This window comes from Streptomyces sp. NPDC101152, from assembly GCF_044768275.1.
In the GTDB taxonomy this organism is placed as follows: domain Bacteria; phylum Actinomycetota; class Actinomycetes; order Streptomycetales; family Streptomycetaceae; genus Streptomyces.
This window is the reverse complement of record NZ_JBIWPO010000009.1, coordinates 40,385-53,213: the sequence shown is the minus strand read 5'-3', so window position 1 is coordinate 53,213 and position 12,829 is coordinate 40,385. Positions and strand designations below refer to the sequence as shown.

The following is a 12,829-nucleotide window of genomic DNA, read 5'->3' as shown; positions in this document are numbered from 1 at the left end:
GACCGGAACCGATTTGATTGAGGGGGAGCACCCGCCGGTACCCTGAAGCATTCGCTCTGAAGCGTCTCGCTTCGTCGCCCGTCGTCGTAATGAAGAGAGCACCGTGGCCGCCGACAAGATCGACACCATCGTCAGCCTGAGCAAGCGCCGTGGCTTCGTATTCCCCTGCAGTGAGATCTACGGCGGCCAGCGCGCCGCCTGGGACTACGGACCGCTGGGTGTCGAGTTCAAGGAGAACATCAAGCGCCAGTGGTGGCGCTACATGGTGACGTCGCGCGAGGACGTGGTCGGTCTCGACTCGTCCGTGATCCTGGCCCCCGAGGTCTGGGTCGCCTCCGGCCACGTCGCCACCTTCACGGACCCGCTGACCGAGTGCACCTCCTGCCACAAGCGGTTCCGCGCCGACCACCTGGAGGAGGCGTACGAGGCCAAGCACGGCCGCCTCCCGGAGAACGGCCTGGCGGACGTCAACTGCCCGCACTGCGGCAACAAGGGCCAGTTCACCGAGCCCAAGCAGTTCTCGGGTCTGCTCTCCACCCACCTCGGCCCGACCCAGGACAGCGGCTCGGTCGCCTACCTGCGCCCGGAGACCGCCCAGGGCATCTTCACCAACTTCGCCCAGGTGCAGACCACTTCGCGCCGCAAGCCACCGTTCGGCATCGCGCAGATGGGCAAGTCCTTCCGCAACGAGATCACGCCCGGCAACTTCATCTTCCGCACCCGCGAGTTCGAGCAGATGGAGATGGAGTTCTTCGTCAAGCCGGGCGAGGACGAGAAGTGGCAGGACTACTGGATGGAGCAGCGCTGGAACTGGTACACCGGCCTGGGCCTGCGCGAGGAGAACATGCGGTGGTACGAGCACCCGAAGGAGAAGCTCTCCCACTACTCCAAGCGCACCGCTGACATCGAGTACCGCTTCCAGTTCGGCGGCAACGAGTGGGGCGAGCTGGAGGGTGTCGCCAACCGCACCGACTACGACCTCACCGCCCACGCCAAGGCCTCCGGCCAGGACCTCTCCTACTTCGACCAGGAGGCCGGCGAGCGCTGGACCCCGTACGTCATCGAGCCGGCGGCCGGTGTCGGGCGCGCGCTGCTCGCCTTCCTCCTGGACGCCTACGTCGAGGACGAGGCGCCGAACGCCAAGGGCAAGATGGAGAAGCGCACGGTGCTGCGCCTCGACCACCGCCTGGCGCCGGTGAAGGTCGCGGTCCTGCCGCTGTCCCGCAACCCCGAGCTCTCCCCGAAGGCCAAGGGCCTCGCCCAGGCCCTGCGGCAGAACTGGAACATCGAGTTCGACGACGCCGGCGCCATCGGCCGCCGCTACCGCCGCCAGGACGAGATCGGCACGCCGTACTGCGTCACCGTCGACTTCGACACGCTCGAGGACAACGCCGTGACGGTGCGCGAGCGGGACTCCATGAAGCAGGAGCGCGTGTCCCTCGACCAGATCGAGGGCTACCTCGCCGGCCGACTGGTCGGCGCGTAGGTAACCGGGTTCTTCGAACGCCGGACGGGCTCGGAATGCCCGTCCGGCGTTTTTCGTGCCATCGGTGTATCAGCTGACAGATATTGAAATCTGTCAGCTGATCTGTCAGGGTGGGTCCCATGACGATCCAGACGCGAAACCTCGGCACAACCGGCCCCCAGGTGTCCGCTCTCGGGCTCGGTTGCATGGGCATGTCCGGAATGTACGGCGAGTCGGACCGGGCCGAGTCCATCGCCACCATTCACGCCGCCCTGGAAGCCGGCGTGACCCTGCTCGACACCGGCGACTTCTACGGCATGGGGCACAACGAACTGCTGATCAGCGAGGCCCTGCGCACCGCCCCGCCCGCCCTGCGGGAGAACGCGCTGATCAGCGTGAAGTTCGGCGCCCAGCGCGGCCCGGACGGCGCCTGGCACGGATACGACGCCCGCCCGGCCGCCGTGAAGACCTGGGCCGCCTACTCCCTCCAGCGCCTCGGCGTCGACCACATCGACGTCTACCGCCCCGCCCGGCTCGACCCGAACGTGCCGATCGAGGAGACCGTCGGCGCGATCGCGGAACTCGTCGACCAGGGACACGTACGGCACATCGGGCTGAGCGAGGTCGGCGCGGAGACCATCCGCCGGGCCGCCGCCACCGCCCCGATCGCCGACCTCCAGATCGAGTACGCGCTCATCTCTCGTGGCCCCGAGCGGGAGATCCTGCCCACCCTGCGCGAACTGGGCATCGCCGTCACCGCGTACGGCGTGCTCTCCCGTGGCCTGATCTCCGGCCACTTCTCGGCCGACCGCGGCTTCGCCGCGAACGACTTCCGCGCCCACTCGCCCCGCTTCAAGGGCGAGAACTTCCAGCACAACCTCACGCTGGTCGAGTCCCTGCGCAAGATCGCCGAGCAGAAGGGCGTCTCCGTCGCGCAGATCGCCATCGCCTGGGTGCTGTCCCGCGGTGAGGACATCGTGCCGCTGGTCGGCGCCCGTACCCGGGAGCGGCTCGGCGAGGCGCTGGGCGCCCTCGACGTGACGCTCGACGCGGCCGACCTCGCCGCCATCGAGGCCGCCGTACCCGCGGACGCGGCGGCCGGTGAGCGGTACGCCCCCGCGCAGATGGCGATGCTCGACAGCGAGAGCTGATCGCGTGCCGGGTACCGTCTAGGCATGGCACTGCCCACCGAGACCCTGACCGCCGAGCGCATCCTCGAAGCGACCGAGGACGTGCTGCGCCGCTACGGCCCCGCCAAGGCCACCGTGGTGGACGTGGCCCGCGCGCTCGGCGTGAGCCACGGCAGCGTCTACCGGCACTTCCGTACCAAGGCGGTGCTGCGGGGAGCGGTGACGAAGCGGTGGCTGGACCGGACGATGGAGGTGCTGGCCGGCATCGTCGCGGACACCGGACGCGACCCGGAGGCCCGGGTGCGGGCGTGGCTCGCCGCGCTGTTCGCCGCCAAGCGGCGCAAGGCGGGAGACGACCCGGAGCTGTTCGCCACGTACACGGTGCTGACCCAGGAGAACGGCGAGGTCGTCGCCACTCATATCGCCGAGCTGACCGGCCAGTTGACCGAGCTGGTGCGCGCCGGGGCCGACGCGGGTGTGTTCGCCGCCGACGACCCGGAAGCCACCGCTCGCGCCCTCTTTCAGGCCACCGGCCGCTTCCACGACCCGGGTTACGCGGGGGAGTGGGAGCGGCCGGAGGCCGAGGCGGACTTCACCGCCCTGGTGGACCTGCTGATACGCGGGCTCAGGGCACGCTGAGCGGGCTCACTTCACCGTGACGGTGACGACGGGGGAGTGGACCGTGCCGGCCGAGATCCGCAGGTGCTCGGTGCCCTTGGTGTTGAGCTTCGCGGTCAGCGAGTAGCTGCTGCCCTTCTTGACCGTCGTGCTCGCCTTGAGGGTGGTCCACTTGGTGCCCTTCTGGTGCTGCAGCACCAGCAGCGTGCCGACCTTCAGGCCCTTGGTGCGGCCGGTGAAGGTCACCGTGTTGCCGGCCTTGACCGAGGTCTTGTTCACCGTGATCGTGATCGAGGCGGCGGTGGACTTCGACGGGCTCGGTTTCGCCGACTTCGACGGGCTCGGCTTCGCCGACTTCGACGGGCTCGGTTTCGCCGACATCGACGCGCTCGGCTTCGGCTTGGCCTCCGATGCGAAGGCACCGGCGGTACCGGCTGACAGCAGGGCCAGGGAGAGGACGCCGGCGGCCAGAGAACGGCGTATCGGACGTTGGATCGAATGCATTGCGGGGCTCCTGTCGGGTTTGAAGGAGAACACCCCCAGGCTTGATCCAGTTCGCCACGACGGCGAGCGGGGCCGGGTGCACAAGCGGTGGGACCGGCCCTGGTTCCCCCCAAAGTCGCAGGTGGCAGGGGTTGGCAAGGCTCAGGATTCTTACCTTGTGGATCACCCGAACGCCGTATCCATGATCACCCCGGCCCGCTCGGGGTCAGGCGGTGGCCCGCCAGAAGTCCCGCATCAGCGGTGTCGGGGTGGGGTTGGTCATCGCCACCTGGGTGAGCAGGATCGTGACCGTCCCGGTCGCCGGGACGACGTGGGCCGAGGTGCCGGTGCCGCCCACCCAGCCGTAGCGGCCGGGGACGTTCCACGGGTCGGCCGGGGTGACGTCGACCTGGCCGCCGTAGCCCCAGCCCTGGCCCTCCAGGAAGAGGGTGACCCGGCCGCGCTGCTCGGCCGTGAGGTGGTTGGTGGTCATCCGGCTGACCGACGTGGGCGTGAGCAGTCCGCCGCCCGCGTCCAGCAGCATCCGGGCGAAGGCGAGCCAGTCGTCGGCCGTGGAGACCAGGCCCCCGCCACCGGACAGGAAGCGCGGGGCGTGGGCGAACTCGCCGTCGGGGGTGTCCGACACATGGAGAGTGCCGTCGGGAGCCGGGGCGTAGGCCGTGGTGAAGCGGTGCCGCTTCGACTCCGGTACCTCGAAGGCCGTGTCCGTCATGCCGAGCGGCTCGAAGATCCGCTCGGCCAGGAACTGAGCGAACGTACGGCCCGAGGCGCGCGCGACCAGGATGCCCTGGACGTCGGAGGAGGTGCCGTAGAGCCAGGCCTCGCCCGGCTGGTGCAGCATCGGCACCTGCGCGAGGCGGCGCAGCCATTCCTCGGGATCCGGCCAGTCCTGGAGACGGCGGCCGTCCTTCTGCACCTCGAACAGCGCCTGGACCGCCGGGAGGGTGAAGTCGGCGGGGAAGCCCCAGCCGGTGCGGAAGCTGAGCAGGTCCTCCACGGTGATGGGACGGGCCGCCGGGACGACGCCGTCGAGCGGGGACCGCGGGGTGCGCGCCACCAGCGGCTTCGCCAGCTCCGGCAGCCACTCCGCCACCGGCGAGTCCAGCGCAAGCACCCCGTCATCGACCAGCATCAGCACGGCCGCCGCGGTGATCGGCTTGGTGATGGAGGCGATACGGAAGATCGAGTCACGGGCCATCGGGGCCGTGCCGTCGGTGTCCACCGACCCGACGGCCACCGCCTCGACCTCGTCGCCGCGGGCCACCAGGCCGACGGCACCCGGAACCGTTCCCCGGTCGACATGCTGGTGCAGGGTGTCGTCAAGAGCGCTCATGGGTCGCCTTCCGGTGCGAGTCGGTCGTACCGGGTACGACTGCCGGTCCAGCGGAAACTCATCGCTCCGCGCCGGACGGGTCCACCGTCGCCTGGTGCGCCTCGGCCAGATGCTCCTCCGCCTTCAGCCAGGGCAGGAACTGCGCGCCCTGGCGCCAGCCGCACGTCTCACATCTGATCGTGCGCTGCAGCCCCGTACGCCGCACCCGCACGACATGCTCCCGCCCGTGCTGATCCCAGCGGCTCACCCAGTGCCGCGGCAGGCAGCGTTCGCCCGTCGCGACGCCCGGCACGCCCTCTCGCCGCACCGGCCGAAACCCCCAGTACGTCCGGTCCATCAACGGGGCATTCCGTCCGGCACGCCGAGAGGACGCTCCCCCACTCTCGACTTCGCTCGATCGGGAGGGGCCCCACGACGCCGCTCCTTACCGGGCAAACGCTGCCTGCCGCGGCACTGGCTCGCGTTGATCTCCAGCATGATGTCTCGCCTCCGGCACAGGAGTGTGCAGCAAGACCAATATCAACAGGGGGTCCTGAGCGGCGAGTTGACCGAGCCGTGGCCTGCCGCCCACCTCGGGGTCAGCCGATGGTGCGCGGCAGGCGCAGGCTCAGGAGGCAGGTGAGGGCGACGCAGCCCAGCTGGGCCAGGAGCGTGGTGACCAGGGCGTCACGCATGCCCAGGTCGGGGACCAGGGACAGGAAGAGGGTGCCGAGGGCGGCCACGCCGAGGGCGAGCGCCGACTGTTGGGTGGTCATCATCACGCCACTGCCGACGCCGGCCCGTGCGGGCTCCACCTCGGAGAGGACGACCCGGAAGATGATGGGGAGTTGGAGCGCCTGCCCGGCTCCGGCGAGCGCCGCGCCCGGCAGCAGCTGAACGAAGCCGAGGTCCGGCCAGGACCGCCAGGCCGCCAGCGCCATCAGGCCCACGCCGAGCCCCTGGACCAGCCCGCCGGCCGTCACCACCCGGGTGCCGTACCGCGCGACCAGCCGGGGGCCGGCGAGCGAGACGAAGAAGAAGACGACGGCCATCGGAGCGAGCGCCAGGCCCGCCGGGACCGGGCCGAGCCCCGCACCCCGCTGCAAGGCCACCGCGATCACGAACATGAAGCCGCTGAAGCCGACGGAGAACGGCACGATCATCACCAGCCCGCGCCGCAGCGAGGTCAGGGCGAACAGGCTCGGCGGGACCAGGGGCGTACGGCCCTGGCGGTCGGCCCGGCGCTCCACCGCGTAGAACGCCCCCGCGACGAACGGGAACGCCGCCAGCGACAGCCACGTCCACAGCGGCCAGCCGGCCGTACGGCCCTCGGTGAGGGGGGCCAGCAGGGCGAGCAGGGAAGCGGTGAGCAGGACGGTGCCGGGGCCGTCGACCGGCTCGGGGCGCTGGGAACGGGTCTCCGGCACGCCCCGGGCGGCCAGGACCAGGCCCAGGACGACGACCGGGACGTTCACCAGGAACACCGAGCGCCAGCCGGTGCCCCAGACGTCCGCCGCGACCAGGACGCCGCCGAGGATCTGCCCGGCGACCATCGACAGGCCGGCCGTGGCGCCGTACAGGCCCATCGCCCTGGCCCTGCGCGGGCCGGCGGTGGTCGCCTGGATGGTGGCGAGGACCTGCGGCAGCATCGCGGCGGCCGCCGCGCCCTGCGCGACACGCGCCGCGACCAGGGTCCAGGCGCTGGGCGCCAGACCGCAGGCCAGCGAGGTCAGGCCGAAGGCCGCCATGCCGCCGAGAAAGAGCCGGCGGCGGCCGAACAGGTCGCCGAGCCGGCCGCCGAGGACGAGCAGGACGGCGTAGGCGAGTCCGTAGCCGGCGACGACCAGCTCCAGCACGGACTCGCTCGCGTGCAGGTCCCGGCCGATGGTCGGCAGGGCCACGTTGACGATGAAGAAGTCGATGAGGGGAAGTGCCGCAGCCAGCAGCACGGTGAAGAGCCCGAGGCCGCTGAGCACGGGTGACGCCACGGGCGATCGGACGGTGGTGCGCGAAGTGATGGTTTCGGTCACGTCCTCGAGCCTGCGCCCGTATCCAGACAGGTACCAGAGTCTTCTTATCCTGGTACTGCCACTACCTGGCAACAGGATGTAGGGGGCGGCATGCTGGGAGCATGACGACGATGGTTGAGCAGGGGATGGTTGAGCAGGCGCGACCGGGCACCGCGGCGGCGGTCCGGCGGCACGAGCTCGCCGCCTTCCTGCGCCACCGCCGCGAGCACATCACCCCCGAGCAGGTCGGACTGCCCCGGGGCACCCGGCGCCGCACCCCCGGCCTGCGCCGCGAGGAGGTCGCGCAGCTCGCCTCGGTCGGCGTCACCTGGTACACGTGGCTCGAGCAGGCCCGGGACATCCAGGTCTCCGTCCAGGTCCTGGACGCCCTGGCGCGGACCCTGTTCCTCGACCCCAGCGAGCGCGCCCACCTCTTCCAACTGGCCGGCCAGGTCGACCCGACGCCGGCCACGAGCTGCCCGTCGATCACCCCCGCGGTGCGCACGATTCTCGCGACCATGGAGCCGATGCCGGCCTGCGTGCAGAACAGCCGGTACGACATCCTCGCCTACAACCGCACGTACGGGCTGCTCCTGTGCGACCTGGACGAGGTGCCGCCCGAGGACCGCAACTGCCTCGTGCTGTCCTACACGCACGACCAGTGGCGCTCCTCGATCGTCCACCTGCAGGACACCCAGCGCCTGATGGCCGCCCGCTTCCGCGCCACCATGGCCGGCCATCTCGCCGAGCCCGCCTGGAAGCTGCTGCTCAAGCGGCTGCGCGCGGAGTCCGCGGAGTTCCGCGAGAACTGGGACCGGCACGAGGTGGTGGCCCACCGCAGCAAGCGCAAGGACTTCGACAACCCCTACGTCGGCCGCATCTCCGTCGACCACACCGACCTGTGGCTCGGCCCCGAACTCGGCCCGCGCCTCGTGACGTACGCACCGGCGGACGAGGAGTCGAGGCAGCGGCTGGAGAAGCTGCACGCGATCGCGGTGGAGCGGGACGGCGTCCGCGTGGGCTGACGGGCGCGGGCGGTGCCGGTTACGCGTTGAGCCCCGCCGCTTCGCGGACCTCCGCTGACTGGAGTCGATCCGCCGTTCGGGACGCGGCTCGGCGGGCCCACTGGCCGGTGGTCAGGGCTCCGAGGACGAACACGGCGACCCCGCAGCAGACGACGATCCACCATCCCGGCACCGACGCGGAGACGAACGCGTCCTTGTACGAGGACGAGCCCACCCCGGAGGCCAGCACCGCCCCGATGACGGCGACCCCCAGCGTCTGCCCGAGCTGGCGGCTGGTGGAGGCCACGGCGGCCGCGACCCCGGCCTGGGCCCGCGGCATGCCGGACACCGCGGTGTTGGTGATCGGCGCGTTCACGAAGCCGAAACCGACCCCGAACAGCGCGTACCCGATGAACAGCGTGACGTTGGACGTCTCCGCCTGGAACGCGGCGAACAGCACGGCGCTCACCGTCATCGCCGTCCCGGCGATCAGGAGCGGGAGGCGCGGGCCCCGGTTGCCCACCAGGCGGCCCGACAGGGGTGCGCACAGCATGATCGGTACGGCGGTCGGCAGCATCCAGAGCCCCGCGTGCAGCGCGTTCAGTCCGCGTACGTTCTGCAGGTACAGCGTCGACAGGAACAGGAACCCGCCCAGCGACGCGAACGCGCTGATCGCGATCGCCGTCGCCCCGCTGAACGGAGGCGAACGGAAGAACCGCAGGTCGATCAAGGGTTCCTCGCGGCGGGCCTCGTACCAGACCAGTCCGAGGAGGGCGAGGAGCGCGATCACCGCGAACGGCAGCACCGCGCCGAAGCCGGACTCCGGTGCCTGGATGATCGCGTACGTCAGCCCGGCGAACAGCGCGATGACCAGGAGCTGGCCGATGGGGTCGGGGCGGCGGGCCTTGGGGGCGCGGGACTCGGGGACGAACTTCAGGGTGAGCAGCAGCGCGGCGAGACCCACCGGCAGGTTGATCCAGAAGATCGAGCGCCAGCCGACGGATTGGACCAGCAGGCCGCCGATCAGGGGGCCGGCGGCGAAGGAGATGCCGACGACCGCGCCCCACACGCCGATCGCGCGGGCGCGCTCCCGGGGGTCGGTGAAGGTGTTGGTGATGATCGACATGGCGACCGGGTTGAGCATCGAACCGCCGACCGCCTGGATCACCCGGAAGGCGATCAGCGTGTCCAGGCTGGGCGCGAGTGAGCACAGGACCGAGCCGGCGACGAACACGGTCAGGCCGGTCATGAAGACGCGCTTGCGGCCGATGCGGTCGGCCGTGGAGCCGGAGAGCATCAGCAGCGAGGCGAGGACCAGGGTGTAGGCGTCGATCGTCCACTGCATGCCGGACGTGCTCGCGTGCAGCTCGTCGCGGATGGAGGGCAGGGCGACGTTCAGGATGGTGACGTCCAGGCCGACGATCAGCAGGCTCATGCAGCAGATCGCGAGGACCAGGAGGCGTCGGCGGGGGCTGAGCTCGGGCATGCGTCCCATGGTAGGACTACTTCGATAGTGTGTCTAACTAATAGTGCTGCTAACTAATGGCTGTAGCAGGAGTCCGGGTTCGGGTACCCCTGCGGGTACGGGACAATGGGGGAATGTCCACGACCACCGCCACGCCGCTGCAGATCGGCCCGCACACCGTCCAGCCGCCCGTCGTCCTCGCGCCCATGGCCGGGATCACCAACGCTCCTTTTCGCACGTTGTGCAGGGAGTTCAGTGGGGGGAAGGGGCTGTTCGTCAGCGAGATGATCACGACGCGGGCGTTGGTCGAGCGCAACGAGAAGACCATGCAGCTGATCCACTTCGACGCGAGTGAGAAGCCGCGTTCGATCCAGCTGTACGGCGTCGATCCGGCGACCGTCGGCAAGGCCGTCCGCATGATCGCGGAGGAGGACCTGGCCGATCACATCGACCTGAACTTCGGGTGCCCGGTGCCGAAGGTCACGCGCAAGGGCGGGGGCTCGGCGCTGCCGTACAAGCGGAACCTGCTGCGGGCGATCCTGCGCGAGGCGGTCTCGGGGGCCGGGGACCTGCCGGTCACCATGAAGATGCGCAAGGGCATCGACGACGACCACATCACGTACCTCGACGCCGGCCGCATCGCCGTCGAGGAGGGCGTCACCGCCATCGCCCTGCACGGGCGGACGGCCGCCCAGCACTACGGCGGCACCGCCGACTGGGACGCCATCGCGCGGCTGAAGGAGCACGTTCCGGAGATCCCCGTGCTCGGCAACGGTGACATCTGGTCGGCTCAGGACGCGCTGCGGATGGTGCGGGAGACCGGGTGCGACGGGGTGGTCGTCGGGCGTGGGTGTCTTGGGCGGCCGTGGCTGTTCGCGGATCTGGTGGCGGCCTTCGAGGGGCGTACGGAGGCGATCGCGCGTCCTTCGCTGCGTGAGGTCGCCGATGTCATGGTTCGCCATGCGAGTCTGCTCGGCGAGTGGATCGGCGACGAGTCGAAGGGCGTCGTCGATTTCCGTAAGCATGTGGCCTGGTATTTGAAGGGCTTCGCGGTCGGCAGTGAGATGCGCAAGCGGCTGGCGATCACGTCGTCGTTGGCCGAACTGCGTGCCGGGCTGGACGAGTTGGACCTCGAGCAGTCCTGGCCCACGGGTGCGGATGGTCCACGGGGACGTACGTCCGGCAACAACAGGGTGGTGCTGCCGGACGGGTGGCTGAAGGACCCGTACGACTGTGCGGGGATCGGGGAGGACGCGGAGCTCGACACGTCGGGGGGCTGAGGTCGCGTAGCCGTTGGTTTGGGGGTGCCCGGTGACGGACGCCCGGCACTGCGGGCGGACACCCCCCGCCCCGTCCCCTTCGCTCTTAGGGCGACTGCCACCAACCCGCCGTCTTGCGTCAGTTCTTCTTCGGGTGCGGGGTCGAGCCGTACGCCGTCAGGAACTTGTCGCGGAAGGAGCTCATCTTCCAGACGGGGGCGTCGTGGGCCGGGCGCAGGCCGTCGGTCCAGCCCCAGCTGTCGATCTTGTCGAGGACCTTCGGGTCCTTGGCGACGATGGAGATCGGGACGTCCCGGCTGGCGTGGTTGCCGCTGACGCGGGCGATCGGCTGGTGGTCGCCGAGGAAGACGAGGACGGTGTTGTCGTTGCCGTAGCGCTCCAGCCACTCGGTGAGCGCCGTCACCGAGTACTGGACCGACTTGCCGTACTCCGCCTGGGACTTGGGCGAGCTGGCGATGATGTCCGAGGGCTTCTTGCCGGCCGCGTGGATGGCGTTGAAGACCGAGCCGTCACCGAGGTCGTTCCACGGGACCATCTTCGGGATCGGCGCCCAGGGCTGGTGGCTGGAGGTCAGGATGACAAGGGAGAGGAGCGGCTTGCTCCGCTTCTTGCTGTGCTCCAGGTTCTGGAAGGCCTGGAGGGCGTACTGGTCCGGCATCGTCGACCAGCTGAACTTCGGGCCCTTGTAGCCCATCTGGAAGGCGTTGCGGTAGCTCTGCAGGCCGTAGAACTTCGACTCCGGCCAGCCCTTCTGCACACCCGGCATGATGCCGACGGTGTCCCAGTCGCCGGTCTTCTGGAAGGCCTTGGTGAGGCTGAGGTGGTCGCTCGCCGTCACGGTGCGGTATCGGTTCTGGTTGTTGATCCACAGGCCGGACATCGTCGTGGAGTGACCGAGCCAGCTGCTGCCGCCGTACGTCGCCGAGGTCAGCCAGCCGCTCTTGGCGTGGAAGCCGGCTTTTGCGAGGGCCTGCGTGCGGGCGTCGAGCGTCGCGTCGACGCCGGGCGCCTCGACCGGGTCCTCGATCGCGCTGCGGCCGTAGCTCTCGATGAAGGTGAAGATCATGTCCTTGCCGCGCAGGTCCGGCACCAGTTGGCCGGGCGGGGTGTTGCCGAACGCGTCGACCTTGGCGATCTTCTGGAAGTCCGCCTCGTCCTTGAGCGTCTGGCGGACTCCTTTCGCCTGCACCAGGAGGGCGCCTGCCGCCCGGTCCGACGCCAGCGGCCCGCCCCCGAGTTGCAGCCCCAGCGCTGAGCAGAGGACCCAGACGACGGCTGCGGCCAGGGTGCCTCTGGTCGCCGTCTGCTTGTTGCGTGCCAGCAGGTTGCTGAGCCGGACCATCGCCAGTGCCGTCAGGGAGAGAAGGAGGAACACCAGGACGAAGACACCTATGGTGGCGGCGATCTCCACCGTCCTGCCCATCGAGTCCTGCACGTACGACTGCGCGTCCGGTAGCAGGTCCCAGTCCAGGACCGGGTTGAAGGGCCGGCCGAGGTACTCCCAGAAACCCATGTCCAACATGTTCAGGATCGTCAGGGCGCCGAGTGCCACCCCCGTCACCACCGCCACCACGAGCCGCGGCCGACGCGGCAGCACGAGCGCCACGGCCGCCCCGAGCACGGCCTCCACGGGTATCCGCAGGAACCGCACGGTGTGCAGCCCGCTCATCCTGTTCGGCAGCACCAGCGCGCCCAGCACCAGGACGGCCGCAAGGACCGTGACCGTCCAGCGCGCCGCGCGCACGGGGGTGGGGTTCCGCTCACGCCAGCCGGCGAACCGGGTGCGCAGGCTCACCCGGGCGGGCGCCACCTGCTCCGGCGATTCCGGCTCGACCTCGGGTGACATGTCCGGTTGTTGGCGAAGGCGCGTGAAGACAGGCACCCGAAGGTCCTTCCGTTGCGAGGCCCGGGGAGGGAAGAGGCGGGCCACGCAGGGAGGCAACGACCCGCCACATTCCGGTACGGGTTACGTCCAACGGCTGTTCACGCTCAAGGGCAAACACCGGGCAAACGCCTCGTCAACGCCACGACAGAGGCCTTTT

At 70.1% G+C, this 12,829-nt stretch carries 11 protein-coding genes; 5 read left to right on the top strand and 6 right to left on the bottom strand.

The window, feature by feature from the left end; all coding sequences use genetic code 11:
* Nucleotides 1–103: 103 nt before the first annotated feature.
* The 3 genes from ACIRVK_RS14490 (at nucleotide 104) to ACIRVK_RS14480 (ending at nucleotide 3,234) form a co-directional block, all read left to right on the top strand.
* Nucleotides 104–1,486 carry a glycine--tRNA ligase gene (locus ACIRVK_RS14490; protein WP_404246741.1) on the top strand — a complete coding sequence of 461 codons (1,383 nt, stop codon included), beginning with the start codon at nucleotides 104–106 and terminating at the stop codon, nucleotides 1,484–1,486.
* 119 nt (nucleotides 1,487–1,605) lie between these two features.
* Nucleotides 1,606–2,616, top strand: a complete 1,011-nt coding sequence (locus tag ACIRVK_RS14485; protein WP_404246739.1) for an aldo/keto reductase — start codon at nucleotides 1,606–1,608, stop codon at nucleotides 2,614–2,616.
* A 24-nt stretch (nucleotides 2,617–2,640) separates the two neighbouring features.
* Nucleotides 2,641–3,234: a TetR family transcriptional regulator gene (locus tag ACIRVK_RS14480; protein ID WP_404246737.1), complete on the top strand. Its 594-nt coding sequence runs from the start codon at nucleotides 2,641–2,643 to the stop codon at nucleotides 3,232–3,234.
* A 6-nt stretch (nucleotides 3,235–3,240) separates the two neighbouring features.
* On the opposite strand, the gene ACIRVK_RS14475 is transcribed toward ACIRVK_RS14480, so the two are convergent.
* From ACIRVK_RS14475 to ACIRVK_RS14460, 4 genes are all read right to left on the bottom strand, one after another.
* On the bottom strand, nucleotides 3,241–3,717 hold the full coding sequence (locus ACIRVK_RS14475) for a hypothetical protein (RefSeq protein WP_404246735.1): 477 nt from the start codon (nucleotides 3,715–3,717) through the stop codon (nucleotides 3,241–3,243).
* Between the two features lie 205 nt (nucleotides 3,718–3,922).
* Nucleotides 3,923–5,050 carry a serine hydrolase domain-containing protein gene (locus ACIRVK_RS14470; RefSeq protein WP_404246733.1) on the bottom strand — a complete coding sequence of 376 codons (1,128 nt, stop codon included), beginning with the start codon at nucleotides 5,048–5,050 and terminating at the stop codon, nucleotides 3,923–3,925.
* Nucleotides 5,051–5,108: 58 nt separating this feature from the next.
* Nucleotides 5,109–5,387 (bottom strand): hypothetical protein, encoded by a 279-nt coding sequence (locus tag ACIRVK_RS14465; RefSeq protein ID WP_404246731.1) that lies wholly within the window; start codon nucleotides 5,385–5,387, stop codon nucleotides 5,109–5,111.
* Between the two features lie 241 nt (nucleotides 5,388–5,628).
* Nucleotides 5,629–7,059 (bottom strand): MFS transporter, encoded by a 1,431-nt coding sequence (locus ACIRVK_RS14460; RefSeq protein WP_404246729.1) that lies wholly within the window; start codon nucleotides 7,057–7,059, stop codon nucleotides 5,629–5,631.
* A 101-nt stretch (nucleotides 7,060–7,160) separates the two neighbouring features.
* On the opposite strand from ACIRVK_RS14460, the gene ACIRVK_RS14455 reads away from it, so the two are divergent.
* A complete protein-coding gene (locus tag ACIRVK_RS14455) occupies nucleotides 7,161–8,063 on the top strand; it encodes a helix-turn-helix transcriptional regulator (RefSeq protein WP_404246727.1) in 903 nt (300 codons plus the stop codon).
* Between the two features lie 19 nt (nucleotides 8,064–8,082).
* On the opposite strand, the gene ACIRVK_RS14450 is transcribed toward ACIRVK_RS14455, so the two are convergent.
* Nucleotides 8,083–9,528 (bottom strand): MFS transporter, encoded by a 1,446-nt coding sequence (locus ACIRVK_RS14450; RefSeq protein WP_404246725.1) that lies wholly within the window; start codon nucleotides 9,526–9,528, stop codon nucleotides 8,083–8,085.
* Nucleotides 9,529–9,641: 113 nt separating this feature from the next.
* Here ACIRVK_RS14450 and dusB point away from each other — a divergent pair, with 113 nt between their 5' ends.
* The gene (dusB, locus tag ACIRVK_RS14445; RefSeq protein WP_404246723.1) at nucleotides 9,642–10,787 is read left to right on the top strand and encodes a tRNA dihydrouridine synthase DusB; all 1,146 of its coding nucleotides are present in this window, start codon (nucleotides 9,642–9,644) and stop codon (nucleotides 10,785–10,787) included.
* Nucleotides 10,788–10,905: 118 nt separating this feature from the next.
* Here dusB and ACIRVK_RS14440 read toward each other — a convergent pair whose 3' ends face one another.
* A complete protein-coding gene (locus ACIRVK_RS14440; RefSeq protein WP_404246721.1) occupies nucleotides 10,906–12,633 on the bottom strand; it encodes a CDP-alcohol phosphatidyltransferase in 1,728 nt (575 codons plus the stop codon).
* Nucleotides 12,634–12,829: the final 196 nt, after the last annotated feature.